Genomic DNA, 23,900 nt, shown 5'->3' with positions numbered 1-23,900 from the left:
ATGAAGTAAAAAAAATAGCTAAAAAGCAGAAGATAAGCGAAAGTAAGCTTGTAAATGATATATTAAAACATGTATTAGGTATTAAATAAGTTAATATAATAACTAATATATTAGAAATTATACTAGTTATTATATTAATGATAAATTTAGCTATTTGATCTATAATTTTTAATGACTTCAGTAGTATATATATTTTGAGTTATATTTGGATTTGAAATTTTCCACCAGAGCAACAAGAATCTAAAATATAGAATTGAAATCCTGTTTAAACTGTCTTTGGAAGTGCATTATAATTTTTTAACTATGTCTTTTTCATAGTGAATATAATTATCTTCCGTATACCCTGTAATTTTTTAAATAAAAGTTTTTTAAGTATACTGGGTTTAAAGGTATTAACTATGTCTTTTTCATAGTGAATTTAATATTTTTTTAATTACATATGAATTTTAAAGTAAATAACAACAGTCTTCCTTGTTGTTGTTTATTTGTTTATATACTAATGTTTATATGTTTAACTGTTTAGGACGGGTTGTAGGTGTTGATATGACTTGCTTTAAAAGTGTAACTATGTCATTTTCATAGTGAACTATGTCATTTTCATAGCGAACTATGTCATTTTCATAGTGAACTATGTCGTTGAATAAAGAATTGACATAGTTATGTTGGCAGTGTAACATTATTTTGGGGTGATAATGTGAAGAAGGGGTATGTAGTTACTAAAAGCAATAGATTAATAAGTTCTGGTTATGATTTATCATCACAGGAACAGAAAATAATATTAACATTAGCTAGTTTTGTTCAACCGACAGATGTTGAGTTTAAAGAATATACATTTAAAATAAAAGATTTCATAGAGCTCCTAGGTTTAAAGGATCAAAGTAAATATACAGAAATACCAAAAATCACAAAAGAATTGATGAAAAAGGTTTTTGAAATAAAAGATGGTAAAAAGATAATTCAGTTAGCATGGTTATGTAGTGTAGTTTATGAAACGGGTGAAGGGACAGTAACATTAAAATTTGCACCTGATTTAAAACCTTATTTACTCCAATTAAAAGAGTTATACACTAGTTATCGCTTAGAAAACATATTAAGTTTAAAAAGTAAGTACTCAATAAGACTTTATGAGATATTAAAGTCTTTTCAATATAAAAAGCAAGCTAATATTAATTTAGAAGAATTGAAAACAATGGTAGGAGCAAGTGCAAATTATTTTAGTAGTTATGCAGATTTTAAAAGAAGAGTGTTAAATAAAGCTCAGGAAGAGATTAATGAAAAAACAGATATTACTTTTAAATATAGTGATCAGAAAGTAGGTAGAAAAGTTACAAGTATTGCATTTAATATTAAGGATAAGAGTTCTGTAGCACGCGAGGAGGTTGCTGTAACTACGGTTAATGCATCTTCGGATATTGAGATAGTAAAACAAATAATAAAGGAAGATATTTTAGAGTTAGAGGCACAGAGGATACTTGATGTTGCTAATTATGATATGAATAACATAAAAGAAAAGTACGACATTGTTAGCCAATTGAGTACCGTAAATAATCTTGTTGGAATAATGATTACCGCATTGAAAGAGAATTGGCAAGTTCCAAAGGGTAAGCATAAGGTTTCAACTTTTAATGATTACGAACAGAGAGCGTATGATTTTGATGAGTTAGAAAAGAAGTTATTAGGTTGGGATAAATAGTAACAGCATTTTAAGAGGCCTAATCTGTCCGTTGTTTGAGTTTTATGTAATAGGTATATAATTAGTCTAGCACTTCTTATTTTGCGCACCTGAGGTAGCTGAAAGGGGCTCAGTGATGATGTGGTACAACCTATTAATCCAAATAGAATTATTAGGGGGCTCGAAATATGGGCATACTTCAAGAATTTATGGAGGAAAAAATGAGGAGATTAAATAATAGAAATTTATATGCGATAGTAATAATATTAATTGTCATTATAAGCTGTATTTCAGTAGTATCATATAATCAATATAAAAAAATAAATAGATATGAAGATGCGTTGCAAAATCCACTATCTAGTGCCTTATCAAATCTAGGTATAGGAATGAACGAGGATACATATAAAATTTTAACTAATGCTATAAATAATAAATATATTAATAAAATGGATGCGTGTTTTATAGGCGATGCATTTTATCAGACAAGTATTTCATCTCAACAATTATTTGGTATGGCACTGCCGGTTTCTGGCTATAATGAAAGTTTCAATAATCAAACTTCGGTTATTTCAAGAGATTTTTCTGAGTATGTAAGAAGTATAATACCAAGACAAGAATCTCTTGCTTATTCAAAAAATGATGCTTCAATTTTAATCAGATTGACAGATGATAAAATTATAAAATTTGAAAAAATGAAAGAAATAACTAATAATTGGTTGAAAATATTAAAAATTTACATTCCGAGTTCAAGAACTATCGTTCTTGTAAAAGATAATAGATGGATAAATTTAGTTAATGGTTTTTCTGATTATGCAAATAAATTGAAATGGAAGCCTGGTGATATGCTCACTAATAAGTAATTTAAGGTTTATCGTAATGTATGTTTTTTTACTCATCAACTACACTATAATAGCTCAATAAAGTAGAAATTATAAAAATCTGGCATCTATTTTAATAGGTTCCAGATTTTTATAATTTTTTTAGAATAGGAAAATGGCTCTTCCATTTTTTTATTATCCTTAAGTAGTTTTATAATAGACGATTTGTTTAATAAATTACCAGAATATGAAAATTTCTATCAATGGCTATTATTTTTGAAATAACTAGTAAGTTTAATCGAGATATTTTCAAAATTAGATACTTGAATATTGAAATCACGGTCACCAATGCTTTGTCCATACAGCATATTTCCATAGCAACCAACTTCATCTCTTAAAAAACCAATTAGTTCATCTTCTTTTTTTGTAGTTTTTATTGGTGGCATATATTTATTATAAAAACGATATCCATTTTTAAATAAATCCATATCGACAGTACCATTTTCATTATATATTTATTAAATTATTTATAAACGAACAAAATTTCAAACATTCATTTATCTATATTAATGGTAATATACGGAAAATACCCATTTATAATTATAATAACATTATTTGTATTGAAAGTAAAAACAAAGTATATAAATTCATTCTACGTAGGTACTTTTTTTAGTATCGGATTTATATTTTATATTAGAGATTATTGTAAAAGAAATGATGTAGTTGTAGCAGAAGATAAAGCAATTGAACCGACTAGTTTTAATCTTGATGATATTATAGATAAAAGTTGTAAAAACTCTAAAAATAAAACATATTATTTAGAAACAAGTGCGATTAATGAAGTAAAAAAAATAGCTAAAAAGCAGAAGATAAGCGAAAGTAAGCTTGTAAATGATATATTAAAACATGTATTAGGTATTAAATAAGTTAATATAATAACTAATATATTAGAAATTATACTAGTTATTATATTAATGATAAATTTAACTATTTGATCTATAATTTTTAATGAGTTCAGTAGTATATATATTTTGAGTTATATTTTTATATGTTTGTTATATAAATTTCCTTGTATGAATTTTGATCAATAATATTACCTTTTATTTCCTAATTTAAAAAAAATGTATATCTGTCATATCAATCTTATTTAGATCATGTAATGAAACTACTTTTTTTATACTTTTTAATCCATATTCTAGGTATTTTTTTGATAAGCATATATTATCTAATTTTTTATATTTGTTGTATAGCAATAAATAACTATTTGTAGCATTTTTATCAGCTTTAATAGAAAGTTTTAATAATTCAATTAAGTCTCCTGAGTCTTTATCCAATAAATAGTTACAATCTAATGCTTTTAAATAATAAATCATAGATTTTATACATGAATCATTAGAATTTAGCAATATATTATCTAATTTTTTTCTAGTAAAATCAGATCTCTTACAAAAACCGTCCTCAATCCAAGATAATAATATTGTAAAATATGCATTATACTTATTATTATCTATAATATATTTTTCTAATAAATATTTAAGAATACTTATACATTTTTCATCATCACATAATGGAACATTATGTTCTAATAATATAAATCTACAAATTAATTCATAGTTTAAATTATTATCACATTTTATATGATTTTCTATGTGTTTTTCTATTTCGTTTATTATATTTAAATCTATGGTATGTTTATTTCCTTGATCAATAATTTTATTTAATATATTATTCATATGCTTCACATCCTATTAGGGGTTCTAAGCCCAAAACCCCGCATTTTTTGAAATTTTAATGTGATGCTAGCGAGATATTCTGTGCCAGTAATTCCCCAACTTGTTTTGCTATTTGCTCTGTACTAGCATTTAATTTATTCAATACAAAGGATTCCATAATACCTAAAACAGCCATACTTAAAAATATTAGAAGTATTTCGGTATCTTTTTTAGGGGCTATCTTATTTATTTTTTTACAAGAATTTGTGCGGAAAGCCCACTCTTTCAGGTGTGGGATGGATAGCACTACTAAAATATACCATTAGACATGGTTATTTTAGTACGATATAATATACTTAGGTTTTGAAACGAACCATATACTATCGTTAATGTGTCAATTGTGATGCTTGATAGTGAAATGCTTGAAGAAAATAATTAGTTTTTATATGTTGTAATTTATAGTTTTTATTATAAATGAGAGTATAAAAGAAGTTATTTAGTATTCAAGAACCCTATTCATTTATGTGTGGGAGTTTCAGAAATCATCAAGGTAAAGTACAAGGTGTATTTGGTTCATACAGAGATGGTCAAGAACTTTATACTAGGGCAACTTCAAAGAAAAAGGATTTATTCATTATTGAAGGTGCAAGTCACTATGATTTATACGACAAGCCAGAACCAGTTAGACAAGCTGTTGAAAAATTGGACGCTTTCTATAAAGAAAATCTTTAAAACTCAAGGAAAAACTCCCTTTCGGGGTTTTTTTTATGCGAAAATTTGCAAGAGTTAAATTTATGGAGGAAAAAATGAGGAGATTAAATAATAGAAATTTATATGCAATAGTAATAATATTGTGCAAGAAACTTAGCGGAGGTTAATCCAATATATTTGTTGTTGTTTACCTTCATGGAAATTTTCGCCTGTTAATATACCACCGCAACTCATCGCAGTATGACTTGAAGCAATATTAGCTTTATCACAGATAATCATTACTTTTGGAATTTTCATATCTTTTGCAATTTCTAAAACAAGTAATAATTGTTGCTTACCATAACCTTTTTTTCGCTCAGTTGGACGAATGCCATAGCCTATTTGTCCTCCATGTTTTTCTAATTCATCAGTTAAAAAGTGACGGAGTTGAATAGTACCTATAATTCTATTATCAGATTTTCTTACAGAAAAGAATGTGCTGGCATGAACATTATTGCGGAGTCTATCTTTCTCAATTGAAAGAACAATTTCAAGCCATTCATCAAAATCATTATAACGGGCTAGTCCACAACTGCCATTGATATTAGTTTCCTCAAAGTCTAAATATTCTTGTTTGTATTCCAGAATTTTTTCTTCTAAAACCTTTGATGGGTTTACTAAAATTAATTCACTCAATTTAATACCTTCCTCTCTATATTATAAATAATATGCTGTTCGTTTTATTCTAGGACTACAAAAAAATTTATAGATAGATTGTACTATTTAATGTATAAAATAACATTAAATATACTAAAGCTTATAGTGAATAAAAACAACTTTAATAGATAATTTAAAAAATTTACTCTAAATAATAGTTACATATGCAATTTACTACTGGAACTGCAAAGCAACCTTTATTCTAAAGTTCTATAATTATAAGCAAGGGGGAGATAATATGGATTGGCTTTTAGGTATGAACCAATCAGTTAATTACATTGAGGATAATCTTGATGGTGATATAAGTTATTCCACCGCTGCAAAATTTGTATGTTGTTCCGCATATGAATTTCAACGTATTTTTTCATTTATGACTAAAGTAACTTTATCTGAATATATTCGCAAAAGACGTTTGACCCTTGCAGCGCATGATATTCAGATAAATAAAGAAAAGATAACTGATGTAGCGATAAAGTATGGGTATGATTCTCCAGCAGCATTTTCTCGTGCATTTAAAGAGCAGCACGGAACTACACCTATATCGGCGCGCAATGAAGGTGTATTACTAAAGACATATCCTCTTATTTCTTTCAAATTTGTAATTCAAGGAGTAGATAAAATGGAGTATAAAATTATACACAAGGATGAAGTGCAAGTTATAGGTATGAGTAGAAAGATGATTACTAAGAATAATGAGCACTGGAGAGACATTCCTAAATTTTGGGATGATTTTAAGTTAACGGGGTTGAAAGATAAACTTAATTCTTTTGCACTCGATGATGTAGTGTTCGCAATAACTACCTATAGTGAAGAACCAGATTGCTTTTGGTACATGTTAGCAGTAGCGTATAATCATGTTCAAAACACAGATAACTATGATGTTATGACTATACCAGCTGGAACATATGCTGTCTTTGAAGTACCTTCCGAAAATGAAGATAATATTGGTAACTTTACTATGCGTATTTTTAATGAGTGGCTTCCAAGTACAGGCTATAAATTAACTGGCGAGGCAGAAATTGAATGCTGTACAAAAGACGGAACTGTAATATGGATGCCAATTATTCAATAGTACTCTTTTGACGATTAGGGTATAGCCTGTTTGTTGTGATAAAGTCACATCTTTCAAATATTGCTCATTAACAAGGGTAGAAATGCTCTTGTTTTATTTTTTTGTAAGAGCACCACAAACGACCGTTTATAGTTCTTATTTGCTAATTAGGTAGTAATGCTATGTTAACGGGTTCTATAACTCAGTACCATAATCAAAGTACTGATATATCTATAATTTAATGTTTATGGTACTTTGAAAATTCAATAATAATTTCAAAATAATGTTAAGTGGCCCTAAATTACATGAATGGTTACCGTATGCCTAAATCAATGCTTTAATCAAAAAAATAAAATAATCTTCTCCAAATCTTAAAAACCTCTCTCATCCTCCATATATATAAATCAAAACCCCAAAGGAGGAATCACCCTATGAACAAAAACCAAATAATAAAAGCCCTAACCACCGGAGCCCTACTATCCTACAAAAGATACAATACCCTTCCCTCAGTAACCATAGCCCAAGACATTTTAGAAACCGGATGGCTGCAGCATGTTTAAGCATGTAGTTGTAAATCTAGTAACCCATCTCATGTTTTAACAGCTATTGGATTCTCTCCTAGTGATGCAAAATCATCGCTAAGATTTACATTTGGAGAAGAAAACACCAGATAACAACCAAATTAATACTTTATAAGTATTAATATTAAAAAATGGATTAAATTTTCAATAATTACTTGAACTCCCTCCCTATGTATACTAAACTATACATAGGGAGCGAGTTCATTATATTATAGTTAAGAGGTATTAAAATGAAAAACACTGTTTTTAATAAGGTTAAATATAAGCGTACTAGTTTTAATTTTACACAAGAACAATTAGCAAATATTGTAGGTGTGACACGTCTTACGATTATTTCTATTGAAAAACAAAAATATGAACCATCTATAGGGTTAGCAATTAAACTTGCTAACGCATTTAATTGTAATGTTGAAGACTTATTTATGTTAGAAGGAGAAGGTTAAAATGACTTATTTATTTCGTTTTGTATTAAAGATAATTTTACTAATTATTCTACTTTTAAAAAGCTTTTCTTTGTTTAATTATCAATTACTTATTAGTGGCAAGGGTGGAACTCAGGTATTACCATTATTATCAATTATTTTACTGATTAACTTAATATATGAATGTATTTTATTAAAGAAAAAAAATACTTGGTATTATTTAATAAAAGATAGTGATGAAAGAACTCAAAAGTTTACTTTTAAGGCTGGGTATATTACATTCTGGATAAATATGATTGGAACTTCACTTATATTTATTTTGTATTCTTATCAGGATACTAACACAGTAAAACCTCTTGATCTTGTGGGAGCTTTATTGATACTAGAGATTCTAATATATAATATTATTAAATATTATTATATTCATAATGAATTAAGTTTAGGTATGAATATTGAGAGCGATACCAATGATAAAAATAGAGTATGTGAAATAAAATCAGTAAATGGAAAAATTTCCATAGGTATATCAATTATTCTTATACTTCTTATACTAAATCTAATTTTTGAAATTATGCCTATAAGAAAAATAGAGGGTCTTCCTATATTACTGCCTTTATTTATAAGTCCAATTGGAATTTTATTAGGTATTATTCCATTAAGGATCCATAAAGATAAACTTGCTTTAATTGGGGTAATAACAAATATGTTACTATGGTTGTTTCCAATTGCATACTTTACTATTGGTACACTTATATTTGGACCTTAAGTCTATAAATTTAATCTACTATACTCTGATATGTATTTTATTTAGGGGTACGGCAACATAGCCATTAAGCTAAGAAACCTCCATTCAAATAATGGGTTATCACCCAGTCAATTCTTCCCTTATGCACTCCTTTTGGGCACATAAAGAATATTATTCTTTATGTGCCTCGCTAACTAGATGACATCTATACCCCCTTCAACCAACAATAAAAAGCCAAAATAGTAAAAACACTAATAATTAGTACAAATACTTTGTTGCTAAGTTTTATTTTATTATATTTAATGTGTTCGCTAAAAAACTGAAATATTAGATCAATTAGTATAATATAAATCCCTTCTTCCATAATATTAAAATTTATTTAAACATCCAAATTCATTGTTTTCAATCTTGTCCATTCATTCCCGATTTTTTTGTTTGTTATAATCATAGGTAGTAACATTAAACCAAAGAAAATAGGTGATAAAAAACTCATGTGGAAGTACTTTTGCACAACATTTAAAACTAATAAATTGCTATGTGAAAAATAGAAGGCTATTAATATATTTATAATTAAAATTATATTGTCAAAAAATAATACTCTTTTTGGGTTTACAATTTTATATTTGTCAATCAACTTAACTTTTATATAATTCAATATTAATACGCCAATAAAAAATGGAGCTATTATTACTAATGCTATAATATTTTTACCCCCAATCACTATTCCTGTAAAAATAAAGAAGCATAAAATAAAAGCTAAAAGTCCAAAAATAGTTGCATTTTGAAATGTTAATTCTAATATTTTATTTTCATTTTCATAGGGTAAATTGTTAGTTTCCTTATATATTTCATCTGAAAAATACTTTGTAAGTAATATTGCCACTCCTATTATAGTTATACTCACTATGAAACTACTTTTGGATAAAGTTTTATTAATTGTACTAATATAAATAGTTATAAAATATACAATTATATGAATCCAAAAATGATATCCTATAAAATCAGTAACTTTACCAGTAATGATTTTATATTCGTTTTTAATAAAAAATGTAGAAAATAAAAACAGTGGTATTACTACTAAAGTACATAATATTGCCATCAATATTATATCTTTATTATTATTATTATTATAAGCCATATAAACAACAAAATTATAAAATGCCAAAATTAAATAATAAAATAAACTGAGAATTAAAGAAATTATAGTTCTCTTTTTAGTGTCTTGCATTATATTTCGCTCCTTTGATATTTTTCTTCCTTATTAGTTATGCTACCACCTGCTAGAATATAAGCCCCGTCGGGACGCACCATCTATGTCGGCTCAACCCTTCAAACTCCTATAGTTCTATTTCCACGTAAAAACAGCCTCAAGACAATAGCCTCATTTTTGATTTATAGTTCATCAAAAATGAAAAATGTTGTCTTGTGGCTGTTTTTTTACATGTTATCTATACTAAGAGAGCCTGAAATGAGTAATCCAGACTGAATCTACCTAAAGATAGTAGTATTCTCTGCATAAAGACTTATATATCCACAGTCTAAACATACATATTTAATTATTTTTGAACTTGGTGGATTCAATGAGAATTTATTTCCATTATCTATTACGGTAAATGATCCTTTTGTTACAATATTCACTTCTTTTAATTCTTCAGATTGACAAGCAATACACTTTTTATTCATATGAATATCCTCCCTCATTAATATAATTAGGATTAGCATACAACAAAACAATATCATCTACATTAACATATGTATAGGATAATTAAGCGAACAACATAAAAATCGTATTATTCGGTACTTAATATGCTTATATGCCATTCAATACAATTTTTAGGTCTTTCAATACAATTCTATTGACAATTAATTAATTGTTAAATTACACATATCTTTACTTGTATTTTTCTTCTATCTTCTTAACTTCTTCAATAATCTCTTCAACAGTTTCCTCTAATTCCTCACCAACTTTTTTATACTCAATTTCAAATTCTTGATTTTGATTTTTCATAAAATACATTAAAGCATAATAAGTGGGTTTAAATTTATCCTTTAGTTTAAATTCAATTTCATTAAAGAGTTTAAATAAGGAGTTGTATTGTTTTTTAGCCATTAATAATATGAAGTATTCATTAATAATCCTATTATATTCATCTGTACTATTAGCCAATTGTAAAAATAAATGGGCTTTTTCTAAGGATTCTTCTATTAGATCATTACAAAGTAAGCTTTCAGCTAAAGTATAAGTAACATCGAACTCATTTTCATATACCTCTTTAGTTTTTAAAGTATCCATATACATAAGTGCTTTTTCTTCTAGTTCCTCTCTACTGCACCAAGTTTCAAGGAAATGCACAAGCCATTGCACCTTATGCTTTTCTTTTTTTCCTCCAAACCTCATTAGATACCATATATTAAAGAATCGTTCTGTGATTTGGTACATATAATTTTTCTTATTTATAGCGATTTTAGTTATTACTCCGTTTTTCTCTAATTGATTAAGTTGGGCTGATACTTCTTTGCTTTGCATTCTTATTTTGTCCGCTATCTCTTTTGTAGTTATGGCATCCCAGTTTAAGGCTATAACATCAGCAATCTCCTGCTGCACTGGAGATAAATTATCCATTCTGTGTTTATAAAGAGGTGTTACCCTATCTAATAATGTTTCTAGTTCTTTAAAAGCATTTCCACTGTTATCTACAAAAATATCAAAAAGTAATATCATGGTTCTTGGCACACCACCGGTTAGCCGTCTTAAAGCTTCTATTTTCCCTTTATTACTTTCAAGTACCTCATTTATATCCTTCTTATCGAAAATCTCACCTAATTTCCCAAGAAATTCTTTGGTTTCTTCTGCATTTAAGCCTTTTAATCTTATGGGTTTAAAGAAGTCATAGAAGGGTTTACCGTAATCAAAGGTAAATTCTAAAACCTCAGAAGATGCTCCTATAATTCGAATTTCTGCAGAAGTTAAGAGAATTTCTCTAAGTTTTTGCTGTTCTTTAAGTTTAAACTTCTTTAATATATCGGAAATATTATCTATTAAAAGTATTAATTTCTTATTTTTTTCTTTAAGTTTTTGCTCAAGGATTTTAAAACATATATCTTCGTAGTCATCAAGCTCTGAATATTTGTCCATTTCATCATAAAGTCCTAAAAACTCACTACTTTCCATTTCAAGATGCTGTGCTGCTACCTCCCAAAGTTTAAATAGTTTACGTATATTATATTGCTCCTCAGGAAATATAACAGGAATAAGCCTCTCCTTTAATTCCTTATCTCTTTTTATTTCAAAGTATATTCTTTTTAACAAGGTTGTTTTACCATAGCCTCTTTGAGCTTCTATGATGTAATGTTGTTCTGGGTATTTCATCTCAGAATTTTTTATATCTTTAAAAATTCTTTGAAACTCTTTTTTCCTTACTACAAACCTATCAACTAATTCCTGATCTGTTAGACTATTAGGATTATAAAGACTTAAATTACTAGTTTGCAATTTTTTTACACCACCACATTCTTAATATAGGAGAAGTAAATGTATATATTTTTACATCCTCATCATTATTATTTATATATCCGTCATCTACAAGAGTATTTATAAGCTCTTTATATGTTTGTTCAAGATTATATTTCACGGCCAAATCATGTATTTCATTATAGGTTATCTTCTTAGTTTCACCTATAGATATTATGTTTAATAGTTCTATAATGAACTTATAATCATTATTTTTGTACACGCTAAGCCTCTCATGCCAACTGCTAAATTTATTGTTTTCCTCTATCATACGTTTAATTGCTATATCAACTGATTTATTATATATAGCAGGTGATTTCTCCTCATCATAAATGTCCTGAATTTTATCCATAGCAAGTTGAATATAAAAAGGGTTTAGCCATTTAATTTCGTAAAGCATATGGTTTATAGTATTATCGTCCATTGTAAAATCAAGCCCTTTAAGTAGTATATTTATAAAATCTTTTCCTTCTGATAGGCTTAGCGGGGTGACTTTTAATATATCCAGATCATTTATAGACTTTGAAGAGTCCATTCGTCTTGCAATGCTCTCAAGACTTATGGAGCCAGTATATATGAATTGAAATTTAGTATTTATATCGCTGTTTTGTCTTAAGGCCCTATTACTTTGAAGAAGTTTAACTGCATATATGGTGCCTTCTTTTTCTTGAATGTTTTGTATGGTTTGAGCAAATTCATCTATCATTATAATTAATTTATGTCCTTCTAAATCAATAGATTTCATAATTTCTATAAACTTTTCATAATAATTGAATTCAACTTTTTTGCCAAACTTAACGGAGTCTATACCAATTTCATCTATGCTTTTAGCAAAATTTTTTATTGCATCTTTAAATATGTTTAAAGCTTTATCCTTAATCTTTATAGAATCACAATTTAAAATAGCCTTTACAATTTCCTCATAATACTTATTTTCACTATATACTGACTCAGTAATTATATAGACTACATAGTATTTATCATTAGGATTATCTTCTATATGCCTCATCAAAGATGTTTTTCCAACTCTTCTTGGAGCTGAAATTATAATACTGCTTTCGGAATCAATTTTTCTCCATAATTTATCTATTAAAATAGACCTTTTAAAAAAATTATCTCCTCTTGCAGCTTGGCCTGTTATAATTTTCATAATTAGCACCCCTATCGTTATTCCTTATATTTACAATACTACTTGACAAAAATTGTTTTGTCAAGTATTTTAACAAAAATTTTCTTGTCAGATTTATATTGTGATCTTAAGATAAGTCCTAATAACCAGTTAGGGGATTCTAAAGAGTTTTGATTTTACTAATTATAATAATTAAGAAGAATTTCTATTCGCAAAAGAAAACTCTTCCCCACATCAACCATCTACATGATATAAATCCTATGTAGAACTTGTTAATGAAGTGAAGGAAAGAGGTATTTTATAATGGCAAATAAATTTGATAAGGCTGTACAAAATCGCAGCTATGAAATATTAGGTTTTGGAAAAAAAAGATGATGTAGTTGTAGTAGAGGATAAAGCACTAGCTTTAATCTTGATGATTTTTTAGATAAAAGTTCTAAAAATTCTAGAAATAAATGCAATTAATGAAGTGAAAAAAGTAGCTGAAAAGCATAAGATAAGCGAAAGTAAGCTTGCAAATTATATATTAAGACATGCATTAGGTATTACATAAATTAATATAGTTTTTAATATAATATCTAATATATTAGAAATTATATTATATATTATATTATATATTATATTAATTATAAATTTAACTAAGCAATTATGCTTTTTAATGGAACCACTTGTGGTAAAAACCTTAGAACATCTCACATAATAAAGCTCGAGTTTTCATTAAAATAGCGTATCTAAATTAAATCATTGGTCCAAAACCTACGAGTAGCTGTTTTATGAGAAAACCGTTAGCTGGCGTAAGGGGGAATTATTATTTTTGATTTAAACAAGGTTACTGACTGCTGCTCATACTAAATAGAAAGATGCATGTTACCACCCATTAATAAAAGGTTTTACTTCGAGGCAGTGAGTAAGAGTGTCCAAAGCTTCCTTTTGACAAGGAGCAGTGAAGGAATTTATGCCACATCAAATTTTAGCATGAAGTAGAAAATATGATGTGGACTAGCCTTTGACTGCGATTCCAATTTACGGTAATAATGATATAATTAAATAAAGGGTTTATGTCGTCTCAGTAAAATATGACGAAGCAATAGAATACAATTTTAATTTTATATTATGTTGGGGGAGAGAAAACGTTATGAAAAAATTATCTAAGAGAACTTATATTCTAATTGCAATTTGTATAACTGTAATTATATATTTTATAGGTATATATAATTATAGAAAACCAATTACTATACACAAAACATTTAGTAATGTAATTGTATTAAATACAGGTACTAAAAATATAGTAAAGGCTGAAATAAATGCTAAATTATATAGGGGAATATATATGGGTTCAATAATGGATATTAGCCTTCATTTTACAAACCGCATAGAAGGAAAAATTATAATAGATGCTAAGGAGTATAGCTTTGATGGGTTTAATAGAGAATCTAATCTTATCAATATAATAGGTACTGTATATGAAGACAATCAAAATTCTTCACCTGTTTTTTGGTTTAAAATGAATGATTTGAATTCCATCAAATTAACATGTTTTGTGCTTTAACCTTACCCGCCAAAAGGTATATTAGCATATTGGGGGTTATGAGTTAGGAGCAGAGTAGAAGTTATGTTACATAACAATATATCTTGCCCCTAATATAACTTTTTGGATGGATAGGCAAAACTACCTGTGGTGCTGAAACTCCCACACCTAAAGAGAGTGGGAGTTCCGTACAAATTCTTTGTAAGTCTGGTTGAAAAATAGAGGGAAGTTGAATTTTAGGAGTGATGCAATATTCATAAACTACGTCCTAAATAAATGTACGATTTTACTTAAAACATTACATTCATATTTTTGAATTAAGCCTTGAGTTATATAGATTGTTAAGCATTTAGTTAAATTTAGTTAAGCGATTAAGATTTTGAATGTATTATTTTATGTGCTCTATTATATTTATTTTGTGTTTCCAGTAGCCACCTTTTAGAAATAAATTTATCACAGTAATACCCCAAGTATAATTTTTTGTGGCACTATGTTATAAAAAATAAAGTACTTGAAAGGATTAAATAATGGATAAGAAGCAACAAAATTGGCACCCTATCACTGTTTAGAAAATATGACTCTCTAGATCATAGCTTACTTGACCATGGAAAGCTTTTAAGCTTCAATAGGTACAAATCTGTAATAACATCTAAAGACTACAAGGAGGCCTGCCATAGCGCCTATAATTCTGGTTACTGCACCGATACTGAGTACCTAAAAAACTAATTGCCATAATTAAAGGAAATAAGAGATTCAAATAATAATGTTTTATCTATCGATGGATTCATTGGTCCACTAACCGTTAAAAAGCTTCAGTACATACTTGACCTTTCTATATATGACATGTGTGGACCTGAAATATTATCTGAAGAAAAAAGTATTATGGAAATGAAACTTTAAGACTTGTTAAGGCCTATCAGCAAAATAATAAATTAGATTTAGTAATATTTCTATTTATACTTATGGTAATATTTGTAAATATATGTTATAATAATTATTGTGTCACATAAAAAAATTGATTATCTACAAGCTTATTTTATGTAACGCAAATATTATGAGGTGATATTATGGCAAGAGGCAGAAAGAAAATTGAAAACTCTAAAAGTGAATTGATCCATATAAGAATAAGTGAAGAATTATCCAAATCCTTAGAAAGCTTCAAAAATGCTAACAACATAACTAAAAGTGAAGCCGTAAGACTTCTCCTGGACAATGTTCTTAAATAATAACAAACCCATAGCTTGTCCTGTAGTTTTGTATATCTGTTGAAAGTAAAATCAGTAAATCTACTCCACCTATGCTGGCAATTATTTAAATGGAAGAAGATTCCATCAAATTAACCTTAGTGGAATCTTTTACTATGTTATCTCTAGTGGGGATCACAATGTATAACAAAAAAGGTATAGCTAATATATCGCTACCCCCTTCATCTATTCCCATCCAAGTAATTTCTTCTCCAATTTATCAAAATCATATTCCCTTTGCACGTAATCATTGAATTTACCAACTTTAACTTTGCTTATAGGCGGCTGATAATCTTTTTTTATTGCATCAATAAGCCAACCAACCATATTTGTAATTTTAGCTGCTCTTTGAGAACATCTATACTTTTCTTTGATTATATTTATATCTCCATTAGCACTAATCCATATGCTTTGTGCTTCCTTATCTGTTATTTCTTCTTTTATAATCTCTTTTACGCGTTTAATATGGTCAATGCTTTGAGGTACTCATAAAACTATTAAAACAACAACAAGGAACCTAACCATAAATAAGTTATATTTGTTGTTGTTTTGAAGGTATATACCAAACTTCTCCACAGCGTATCCACAAACATTAGGGCAATCCATATCCTAAGCTCAAATCGAACTAATGGGAATTATATTTTATATTAGAAAAGTATTTACTATTATAAAATATAATAGTATTGTTAATATATAAATTAATATAATTTCTAATGTATTAGTTAATATATTATAAAGAGGGGTTACATTGAAAATAATATCTTTTATCACCCTAAAGGGTGGTGCTTGAAAAAGTTCTAGTTTATTTAATATAGCGGGATTACTTGCAGAAGAGGGTAAAAAATACTTGTTATTGATATAGATCCTCAAGGCAATAGTACCAATAATTTTGGTATAGATAGAACCCTAGAAAATTTTAGAAGATGATACTGAATTTGAAAACGTAGTTATTAAATCACCGGTTAAAGAACTCCAATCTCTTGATGTTATTCCAAGTTCTATATTTTTAACTGCTACGGAATTAAAGCTTGCTTGTTTAGCTGGTAGGGAAAATATACTTATTAACTATATTGAGGATAATTTAAAGCATTTTAATACATATGATTACATTCTTATAGATACAAACCCTTCCATGAGTATAATCAATCAAAATGCTTTTGTGGCTGCAACTGATATTATACTTGTATCTGATATTAGCATGAATTCAGTAGAAGGATCCGAACTATTTTTAGCTCTTTGGAAAGATATAAGAAAACGCTTAAAAATAGAAAATAATATAAAAGGTTTCTTGATTAACATGTACGATAAAAGAATGAAGCTTTCAGCACAATTTAGAGATTATTGTAAAAGAAATGATGAAGTAAAAGACATACTTTTTGATACTGTAATACCTATGAATGTTAAATTAAAAGAGGCTGAGTTAGAAGCAAAACCTATAAATATTTATTGCAAATCATCTGCAGGATATAAATCCTATGTAGAACTTGTTAATGAAATGAAGGAAAGAGGTATTTTATAATGGCAAATAAATTTGATAAGGCTGTACAAAATCGCAGCTATGAAATATTAGATTCTGGAAAAAAACAAAAAATTGATGATGTGGTAGTAGTAGAAGATAAAGCAATTGAACCCACTAGTTTTAATCTTGATGATTTTTGTTCCCCCTGCGTTTTCTTATGCTCACAATATTATTGGTGTTTTGATTGTGAATGGGAAAATGGCTCTTACATATCATAGCATGGAGAATGGCAACGGTGCAGACAAAAATTTCTTTGACAGAGGTATTAAAAATCTCATATTGTAGGCCAGACACAAAGATGCAGAACTTAAAAGAGAAAAATGAAATAACAGCAAGTAAAATCAAGCAGTAATCTCTCTATTTCTTTATAATGAATGTAGGGTGATTGAAACGAGGTGAACAGAGGAATGTATGAGTGGAAGAAGCAAATTCAAATAATCGTTGATGAAATTGACAAATGTATTAAAAATTATAATGGTGAAGCCTTGACACTACGCTTTCTTTCTCGCAGGTTGGGTTATTCCGAATTTTATACAACGAGAAAATTCAAAGAAATATCGGGTATGCAATTTAGGGATTATCTACGGCATAGGAAATTAGCCTTTGCACTAAAAGAGGTTCGGGATAGTGAAAAAAACCTTTTGGATATTGCTTTTAATTATAGTTTTTCATCACATGAAGCTTTTACCAGAGCTTTCAAGGGAACATATGGTGTAACTCCAAGTGAATACCGAAAAAAGCCTAGGCCTGTCGTTCTTCGTACAAAAATAAACCCTTTCGACCGCTACTTTTTAGGATTGGGAGAGATTGGTATGATGAAATCTACAGATGATGTTAAAATTTATTTTGTAACCATTCCCGCACACAAATTTTTGCACATTAAAAACTATGAGAGTAATGGATATTGGGATTTTTGGCAAAAGCAAAGTCTTATTCCAAGACAGGACTGTGAAACAATTTGCGGCTTACTCGATAGTATTAAGGGCAAATTGGATGACGATGGTGGGAGCGAATCTAACGGCGGTAGCGGTCAGATTATGGCGTACATTAACGACCCGGACGGCAGACTCTGCGATTGGGGTATTCCACGCACAGAGTGTTACGGTACACGTCTTCCTTTTGATTATAAAGGCGAAGTACCACCACAAATACTTATGATTGATGTTCCCGAAGCCGAGTATATTGTTTTTGAACATGGGCCATTTGATTATGAGCAGGAAAATCGTAGTGTAGAGGAAAAAATTGAAAAGGCAATGGCAACTTTTGATTTTGCAGGCACTGACTACTGCTTTGATACTTCCCCCGGTAGGATAATTTACTTTTATTATAATCCGGAACGGTTTTTTAAGTATATCAGACCAGTGCGAAAGTAAATAAAATGGACTGCCTATCCACTATTGTTTCTAACGAGAAACCCAAACAGGAAATAACAAATTCCAATTTGTAGGGTTTGAATAACATAGTTTTATCTTAAGGTATCTCGCATCTTTCGTGTAGTACGTCATAACAGCCACAAAATAGTAGTTCCATTTTTGATTTACTGTTCATTAAAAATGGGAAATGCTGTCTTGTGGCTGTTTTTTGCATTAATCGTTGCCGTACTCCTATAAGAGTTCAGTAAAAAGTGATAAAATAGAAGTGACAGAAATTAATATTAAAGCATTTTGGATATCTATAGAAGATTTACTGTGCAATGAAAATGTTACAAGTTATCATAGATTAATTTTCGAAAATATGCTTAATGGAAGATTTTTCAATGCAAATATTTATCATAAAAATAAAGAAGGTATAAAAGAAACAGAGTGTGTTTTTGTTTATCCTTTGGAAGGTAATTCTATTGAAACTTTAATAGTCTAAAATATATTATTACTACATTAAAAGTTAGAATATTTATTTAAACATTATTATATAATTAACTTATTTTTAAGGGGTGGGGTACATGGAAAATGTAGAGTTAACTAATATGACAATGGTAATTGACAGAGAGAATAATAAAGTCCTTGTGCAAAATAGAATTAAGGGAGGTTGGACTGGAATAGCTTTTCCTGGAGGTCATATAGAAAAAGGTGAGTCTATAGTAGATTCAGCCATTAGAGAAATTAAGGAAGAGACTGGGCTAACAATAAATGACTTACAGGCCTGTGGGGTTAAAGATTGGTGTATACCGAAGGAAAATAAAAGATATATAGTTTTTTTCTTTAAAACATATTCATATGAAGGAAATTTAATAGAACATGGAGTAGAAGGCGATGTTTTTTGGCACAATATCAATGAAATTCATTTGTTAAAGCTTGCCCATGGATTTGATAATATGGTTAAAGTAATGCTAGATAATAGCCTTAATGAATATTTTATTGCAGAGAACCAACAGAGATCTGGCTGGAATCATATTCTGAAATAGATTAAAAGATTTTTTATTAATTGAAAATTATTAAGAGGGTATTTAACATTTTATGTTTATAAATTAAAGTTTTTTAAATAATACCTTTTACTAAATTACTATATTCTTTAGAAGCTAGTATACTAGCTGTATGACCACTTTTTTCAATCTTTCCATTATTCATTATAATCAATTCATCAAAATATCTCAAATGATTTTCTGACAAATTATGTGTTATGGAAATGATTGTTTTGTCTTGTAAACTATAAATTTTTTTTTGTATTAGTAGTGTACTTTGAATATCTAATGCGGAGAATGGCTCATCTAAAATTATAATATCTTTATTAATTAGCATCATTTTTACTAAGGAAAGAAGCTGCTTTTCTCCTCCACTTAAATCGGTACAATTCTCTTTGTTTTTAATAAAATTGATTTTATCACATTCTGAATAATTTATAATATCATCTATATCAGTACGTGCATATGAATCATATACAGTAATATTATTAAAAAAATCAGTGCAAAATACATGTTCAAATTGATTAACGCATCCTATTACTCCCGTGGTATCAATATCATTAATATTAATACCATCAATTGATATGGCGCCACTGGAGTTCTCTATATATTTCATCAATAGATTAATAATGGTTGATTTACCTGATCCGCTATGCCCTATAACTGCATACTTCTTTCCCTTTTTAAAGGTATAGTCAAATTTGTTTAACTCAAAATCATCAAATTTTACTGACACATTAGAGAATTTAATTGAGGAGTTAAACTTGTTTATTTTATCTATACTCTCATTATCATCATTTAAAAAATCAAGTAATTTTTCTTTAGTGGACTTGGCAGATTTTATATCACTCAAATCTGATACAATATATCGAATTGGATAAACAAACTCCTTTATATAAGCTAAAGTAGCTGTAGCTGTCCCTATGGAGATTTTAGAATATAATAACAAAATTGCAATTGTAACAAAGGCTGATATATCTAACAAATACATAAAAGACCCATTTAAAACATTAGTAAATGTTTTAAAGCTACCATATGCTAGTCTCTTGTTCTCTGTTTCAACCATTGTTTTATTATGTTCAGTTAAAAGTTTATCCCTTGTTTCATAATTTGCATTTTTAAAACCTTCCAATAAATCCGTTATTTTACCTATGTATGATCCTACTGCATTGAGGTGATCACCACGTCTTTTAGAAAGTGTCTTACTAGTTACATTCGGTAAACACAAACTCAAAGTTGAACATAAAATAATCACAATAGCTATTGTAGGATCTAATGCAAACATATATACCCCATATATAATCACCTGGATAGTAGACTTTACAATTGAAATAATGCCTTCAAGGTATTGTTCAACCACAGGCACATCATTATCTATAACTGAAATATATGTACTTAATTTTGATTTGTAAATTTTTTATAACTATAATTTAGAATAGACTTGAAAATATCCTCTTTTATTAATATATTAAAGTTCTTTCTAAATTTCCAACAATATAATTGACTTATGTATTGAAAAAGCATACCTACTACAACTACGAATAAATACATTAAAATAAATATTACAATACCTTTACTACCTTTTGAATAATCATAATCAATTAGTAATTTAATTATATATGGAATTGATGCAATAGCAGCGATATAAATAGCATCAGTTAATATTTGTATCAATATTATAGATTTGGTTTTATTTAAGTATTTTTTCATTTCATATAATGCATAGTATATTTATTACAAAAATTATACACCATACTCGCTCCTTCCTTTATTTCATAAAATTTTATTAAAATACTTCACATATTTAATTGAAAATTTGGACTATATACTATTAAATTATTGTTTTTTATTAGTAAATGGTTATTTATATACTCTTTAATAATTTTTGTAGCTTTGTTATTTAGAGTGTATTCTAGATAATAAAGCTTTTGTACTTAATTATTAAGAATTATTACATGAGGTACGGCAACCATTCATGTAAAAACGGGCCACTTCCTATTTTATGTAATAATCTAAGTTCTTTTATTGAAATACCCCTCCCATAAAAGATCGTTTTTGATAGCTAGGTATTAATCTTTGTTAATGGTATATTTTGGTGCATGTAACGGGAATTTCTGTCCAGTTACTACACAACCCCCATAAATGAGTTAATCCAAATACTTGGTCAGTATAACCTGCTGTATCAGTATAGTGTTCTTCAATCTCAAGTTCTGTTTTATGGTTGAGAAGTATATCAACTATAAAACAGAACTTGAATTTGTATTTATAATACCTATTCCAAATCTTGAATACTGATCACTTGCAGCTGAGTACATTGTCACACCTTTTTCTAAGCCCTAATGAGGGTTATAGCATGCATTTAAAGCTTCAACTGACGATTTAACACAAATAGGATACTTCTTTATATTTTATTTAAGTAAAAATTAAATTAATATGATTAGCACTCGTCTGCCACAGTTTTTAGCGGTTTAGTTCTATGCGAAATATACGACAAAAACTAAATCTAAAATTGTTCTACATCAACTTTACAAATTGGAGTTTGATGAACTCCGAATTGTGATCCTTTACCTAGTTATTTTTTCTTAACAGGAATCCAAATTTCACTGTAGTAGTTTTCGTCTTGATTACCTTGCGGATAATCAGCCGTATTGGTGTACATTTCAATATTATAACCTGCTGCAATTTCATAATCACTGCAATTAGGTAGCCATTCTGAGAAGATTTTTCTGTTCACATCTTGCAGAGTTTTCGGCATTGCGCCATTGCAAGCAAAAACAGCCCAGGTGTGTTTAGGAATAATTTTTGTAACAAAACCATTAGATATTTCTATGGACGGATTATAATTGTCTGCAATCAAATATTCGAACTCATCTGAACCCATGCTATCATCTATGCATACTCCGTACATTCCGCATACAAATTTCCCATTTCCTGTTTGATAATGCTCTGTCCAAAACTGTGGAATTTCTGTAGTTGCACTATCATATTTAAATACCTTTGATACGCCCATGACAGTAAACGAATCTTTTTTAACAATTTTGTAATCCATAATATAACCGCCTTCCAATGAAAATTTGATTTTTAGCGGAGCAAACGATTTAATCATTGCTCCATCTTTTCGAACAGCAGTAGGTGTGCAAGCATGAAATCGAGTAAAAGCTTTTGTGAAACTATCTGGTGAGGCATAGCCATATTTCAGTGCAATATCAATGATTTTTTCATCAGTAGAAACAAGCTCACTGCCGGCAAGGGTAAGCCTGCGTTGTCTGATGTACTCTCCCACCGTAAAACCACAAAGCATTGCAAAGCCTTTTTGGAAATAGAAGGTCGACATAAGTGCTTTTTTTGCAATATTTTTTATTGTGATTTCTTCAGTGATATTCTCCTCAATATATTTGATAGCTTCACCGATTCCTTCAATCCACCCCATAATCATCACCCCTGTCTGTACATATATCTTATCTCTTTTCAAGCGGTTGTTCCCGACTTTTTGTGTTATGTTTTGTCTTGTCTGAAAGATTATTAAATAACATGTACATCAAATTACTATTTATTGAATTGTTTTACATCTACGACCTATTTATTAGTATATCATTATAGTAAATACAATTCTAATTTTTATAAATTATTGCAATATATCCCTCAAAGGTCTCTTATTATGAATTATTGTTGTTGCAATTAACTACAGGTCTCTGAGGAACGAAAAAGTAATGGTATAATGTATACTCAAGTTGCTTAACACTTGTAGAAAAGTACGGCACACTCTTTTTAAAAAGGATTGGTAAACTAAAAAAAGAAAACTAAGGAGGATTATTATATGAAATGTCCATATTGTGATACGGAGATGTTAAAAGGCGACCTCTACGGAAATAGAGTAGAATTAAAGTGGGTAGCAAAAGATGCACATAAGGGCATAATGCATGCTTTAATTAGTGGTGGGTGTCCTAAAATAGAAACTTACAAGTGTATTCTTTGCAATAAGTTCATAAGTGATATTCCTGTTGATGGGCTTTAAAAGCACGAATAGTTCGCACTTTGAATAGGTTTGGATTCAGATGTTGAGCCGATAAAAACTATCACCATAAGTATATACTTAAATGATGATAGCCACTAAAGTTGCTCAATTTCTGAAACAAGCTAAAGAACGATGCCGCGTTTCCACT

29 protein-coding genes are annotated in these 23,900 nt (G+C 28.6%); 17 read left to right on the top strand and 12 right to left on the bottom strand.

What is annotated here, in order from left to right; genetic code table 11:
- Positions 1–694: 694 nt before the first annotated feature.
- Together Ctaglu_RS20025 and Ctaglu_RS20020 are read left to right on the top strand one after the other, a co-directional pair.
- Positions 695–1,693 (top strand): replication initiation protein, encoded by a 999-nt coding sequence (locus tag Ctaglu_RS20025; protein ID WP_125005036.1) that lies wholly within the window; start codon positions 695–697, stop codon positions 1,691–1,693.
- A 167-nt stretch (positions 1,694–1,860) separates the two neighbouring features.
- Positions 1,861–2,532: a hypothetical protein gene (locus Ctaglu_RS20020; RefSeq protein ID WP_125005034.1), complete on the top strand. Its 672-nt coding sequence runs from the start codon at positions 1,861–1,863 to the stop codon at positions 2,530–2,532.
- A gap of 218 nt (positions 2,533–2,750) precedes the next feature.
- Here Ctaglu_RS20020 and Ctaglu_RS20015 read toward each other — a convergent pair whose 3' ends face one another.
- Entirely contained in the window at positions 2,751–2,978 is a 228-nt protein-coding gene (locus Ctaglu_RS20015; RefSeq protein ID WP_125005032.1) for a hypothetical protein, read from the bottom strand.
- Positions 2,979–3,110: 132 nt separating this feature from the next.
- Here Ctaglu_RS20015 and Ctaglu_RS20010 point away from each other — a divergent pair, with 132 nt between their 5' ends.
- The gene (locus Ctaglu_RS20010) at positions 3,111–3,416 is read left to right on the top strand and encodes a hypothetical protein (protein WP_125005030.1); all 306 of its coding nucleotides are present in this window, start codon (positions 3,111–3,113) and stop codon (positions 3,414–3,416) included.
- Between the two features lie 186 nt (positions 3,417–3,602).
- On the opposite strand, the gene Ctaglu_RS20005 is transcribed toward Ctaglu_RS20010, so the two are convergent.
- Complete coding sequence (locus tag Ctaglu_RS20005; protein WP_125005028.1) at positions 3,603–4,223, bottom strand: hypothetical protein; 621 nt, start codon at positions 4,221–4,223, stop codon at positions 3,603–3,605.
- Between the two features lie 501 nt (positions 4,224–4,724).
- Here Ctaglu_RS20005 and Ctaglu_RS20000 point away from each other — a divergent pair.
- Positions 4,725–4,934, top strand: coding sequence for an alpha/beta hydrolase family protein (locus tag Ctaglu_RS20000; protein ID WP_207669507.1), 210 nt, complete (start codon positions 4,725–4,727; stop codon positions 4,932–4,934).
- A 132-nt stretch (positions 4,935–5,066) separates the two neighbouring features.
- Here Ctaglu_RS20000 and Ctaglu_RS19995 read toward each other — a convergent pair whose 3' ends face one another.
- The gene (locus Ctaglu_RS19995; protein ID WP_185732851.1) at positions 5,067–5,588 is read right to left on the bottom strand and encodes a GNAT family N-acetyltransferase; all 522 of its coding nucleotides are present in this window, start codon (positions 5,586–5,588) and stop codon (positions 5,067–5,069) included.
- Between the two features lie 259 nt (positions 5,589–5,847).
- On the opposite strand from Ctaglu_RS19995, the gene Ctaglu_RS19990 reads away from it, so the two are divergent.
- The 4 genes from Ctaglu_RS19990 (at position 5,848) to Ctaglu_RS26410 (ending at position 8,429) form a co-directional block, all read left to right on the top strand.
- Complete coding sequence (locus tag Ctaglu_RS19990; protein ID WP_125005024.1) at positions 5,848–6,681, top strand: AraC family transcriptional regulator; 834 nt, start codon at positions 5,848–5,850, stop codon at positions 6,679–6,681.
- Positions 6,682–7,091: 410 nt separating this feature from the next.
- Positions 7,092–7,220, top strand: a complete 129-nt coding sequence (locus Ctaglu_RS25425; RefSeq protein WP_185732849.1) for a glucosaminidase domain-containing protein — start codon at positions 7,092–7,094, stop codon at positions 7,218–7,220.
- A gap of 251 nt (positions 7,221–7,471) precedes the next feature.
- Positions 7,472–7,684: a helix-turn-helix transcriptional regulator gene (locus tag Ctaglu_RS19985; RefSeq protein WP_125005022.1), complete on the top strand. Its 213-nt coding sequence runs from the start codon at positions 7,472–7,474 to the stop codon at positions 7,682–7,684.
- A gap of 1 nt (position 7,685) precedes the next feature.
- Complete coding sequence (locus tag Ctaglu_RS26410) at positions 7,686–8,429, top strand: YnaG family membrane protein (RefSeq protein ID WP_307720507.1); 744 nt, start codon at positions 7,686–7,688, stop codon at positions 8,427–8,429.
- A gap of 358 nt (positions 8,430–8,787) precedes the next feature.
- Here Ctaglu_RS26410 and Ctaglu_RS19975 read toward each other — a convergent pair whose 3' ends face one another.
- The 4 genes from Ctaglu_RS19975 to Ctaglu_RS19960 form a co-directional block, all read right to left on the bottom strand.
- Complete coding sequence (locus Ctaglu_RS19975; protein WP_125005020.1) at positions 8,788–9,636, bottom strand: hypothetical protein; 849 nt, start codon at positions 9,634–9,636, stop codon at positions 8,788–8,790.
- Between the two features lie 260 nt (positions 9,637–9,896).
- Positions 9,897–10,091, bottom strand: coding sequence for a hypothetical protein (locus Ctaglu_RS19970; RefSeq protein WP_125005018.1), 195 nt, complete (start codon positions 10,089–10,091; stop codon positions 9,897–9,899).
- Positions 10,092–10,299: 208 nt separating this feature from the next.
- Complete coding sequence (locus tag Ctaglu_RS19965) at positions 10,300–11,901, bottom strand: ATP-binding protein (protein ID WP_125005016.1); 1,602 nt, start codon at positions 11,899–11,901, stop codon at positions 10,300–10,302.
- The gene (locus Ctaglu_RS19960) at positions 11,891–13,069 is read right to left on the bottom strand and encodes an ATP-binding protein (protein WP_125005014.1); all 1,179 of its coding nucleotides are present in this window, start codon (positions 13,067–13,069) and stop codon (positions 11,891–11,893) included. The genes Ctaglu_RS19965 and Ctaglu_RS19960 overlap by 11 nt, the downstream gene beginning before the upstream one ends.
- A gap of 1,114 nt (positions 13,070–14,183) precedes the next feature.
- Here Ctaglu_RS19960 and Ctaglu_RS19955 point away from each other — a divergent pair.
- The 3 genes from Ctaglu_RS19955 to Ctaglu_RS25420 all read left to right on the top strand — a co-directional run bounded on the left by Ctaglu_RS19955 (position 14,184) and on the right by Ctaglu_RS25420 (position 15,802).
- Positions 14,184–14,597: a hypothetical protein gene (locus Ctaglu_RS19955; protein ID WP_125005012.1), complete on the top strand. Its 414-nt coding sequence runs from the start codon at positions 14,184–14,186 to the stop codon at positions 14,595–14,597.
- A gap of 510 nt (positions 14,598–15,107) precedes the next feature.
- Positions 15,108–15,302: a glucosaminidase domain-containing protein gene (locus tag Ctaglu_RS26515; RefSeq protein WP_373861707.1), complete on the top strand. Its 195-nt coding sequence runs from the start codon at positions 15,108–15,110 to the stop codon at positions 15,300–15,302.
- A 341-nt stretch (positions 15,303–15,643) separates the two neighbouring features.
- The gene (locus Ctaglu_RS25420) at positions 15,644–15,802 is read left to right on the top strand and encodes a hypothetical protein (protein WP_164952537.1); all 159 of its coding nucleotides are present in this window, start codon (positions 15,644–15,646) and stop codon (positions 15,800–15,802) included.
- Positions 15,803–16,006: 204 nt separating this feature from the next.
- On the opposite strand, the gene Ctaglu_RS25415 is transcribed toward Ctaglu_RS25420, so the two are convergent.
- Entirely contained in the window at positions 16,007–16,147 is a 141-nt protein-coding gene (locus Ctaglu_RS25415; protein ID WP_185732847.1) for a hypothetical protein, read from the bottom strand.
- A 586-nt stretch (positions 16,148–16,733) separates the two neighbouring features.
- Between Ctaglu_RS25415 and Ctaglu_RS19950 the strand changes: the two genes are divergently transcribed.
- The 5 genes from Ctaglu_RS19950 to Ctaglu_RS19935 all read left to right on the top strand — a co-directional run bounded on the left by Ctaglu_RS19950 (position 16,734) and on the right by Ctaglu_RS19935 (position 19,740).
- Positions 16,734–17,339, top strand: a complete 606-nt coding sequence (locus Ctaglu_RS19950; protein WP_125005010.1) for a ParA family protein — start codon at positions 16,734–16,736, stop codon at positions 17,337–17,339.
- The gene (locus Ctaglu_RS25410; protein ID WP_185732845.1) at positions 17,339–17,557 is read left to right on the top strand and encodes a hypothetical protein; all 219 of its coding nucleotides are present in this window, start codon (positions 17,339–17,341) and stop codon (positions 17,555–17,557) included. The genes Ctaglu_RS19950 and Ctaglu_RS25410 overlap by 1 nt, the downstream gene beginning before the upstream one ends.
- Positions 17,558–17,746: 189 nt before the next feature.
- A complete protein-coding gene (locus Ctaglu_RS19945) occupies positions 17,747–18,712 on the top strand; it encodes a helix-turn-helix transcriptional regulator (protein ID WP_125005008.1) in 966 nt (321 codons plus the stop codon).
- Positions 18,713–18,977: 265 nt separating this feature from the next.
- Positions 18,978–19,196: a hypothetical protein gene (locus tag Ctaglu_RS19940; RefSeq protein WP_148097600.1), complete on the top strand. Its 219-nt coding sequence runs from the start codon at positions 18,978–18,980 to the stop codon at positions 19,194–19,196.
- 82 nt (positions 19,197–19,278) lie between these two features.
- A complete protein-coding gene (locus Ctaglu_RS19935; protein ID WP_125005004.1) occupies positions 19,279–19,740 on the top strand; it encodes an 8-oxo-dGTP diphosphatase in 462 nt (153 codons plus the stop codon).
- 73 nt (positions 19,741–19,813) lie between these two features.
- Here the strand turns inward: Ctaglu_RS19935 and Ctaglu_RS19930 are convergent, their stop codons facing one another.
- The 4 genes from Ctaglu_RS19930 to Ctaglu_RS19915 form a co-directional block, all read right to left on the bottom strand.
- Positions 19,814–21,124: an ATP-binding cassette domain-containing protein gene (locus Ctaglu_RS19930; RefSeq protein ID WP_267901307.1), complete on the bottom strand. Its 1,311-nt coding sequence runs from the start codon at positions 21,122–21,124 to the stop codon at positions 19,814–19,816.
- Between the two features lie 8 nt (positions 21,125–21,132).
- A complete protein-coding gene (locus tag Ctaglu_RS19925) occupies positions 21,133–21,447 on the bottom strand; it encodes a hypothetical protein (RefSeq protein ID WP_125005000.1) in 315 nt (104 codons plus the stop codon).
- A gap of 369 nt (positions 21,448–21,816) precedes the next feature.
- Complete coding sequence (locus tag Ctaglu_RS26020) at positions 21,817–21,939, bottom strand: Tn3 family transposase (protein WP_233439884.1); 123 nt, start codon at positions 21,937–21,939, stop codon at positions 21,817–21,819.
- Between the two features lie 370 nt (positions 21,940–22,309).
- Entirely contained in the window at positions 22,310–23,167 is an 858-nt protein-coding gene (locus Ctaglu_RS19915) for an AraC family transcriptional regulator (protein ID WP_125004998.1), read from the bottom strand.
- A 387-nt stretch (positions 23,168–23,554) separates the two neighbouring features.
- On the opposite strand from Ctaglu_RS19915, the gene Ctaglu_RS19910 reads away from it, so the two are divergent.
- A complete protein-coding gene (locus Ctaglu_RS19910; RefSeq protein ID WP_125004996.1) occupies positions 23,555–23,752 on the top strand; it encodes a PF20097 family protein in 198 nt (65 codons plus the stop codon).
- Positions 23,753–23,900: the final 148 nt, after the last annotated feature.

The organism is Clostridium tagluense, assembly GCF_003865095.1.
Classification (GTDB): domain Bacteria; phylum Bacillota; class Clostridia; order Clostridiales; family Clostridiaceae; genus Clostridium_AD; species Clostridium_AD tagluense.
The sequence above is the reverse complement of the archived record's forward strand: the minus strand, read 5'-3'. Positions and strand labels throughout refer to the sequence as shown.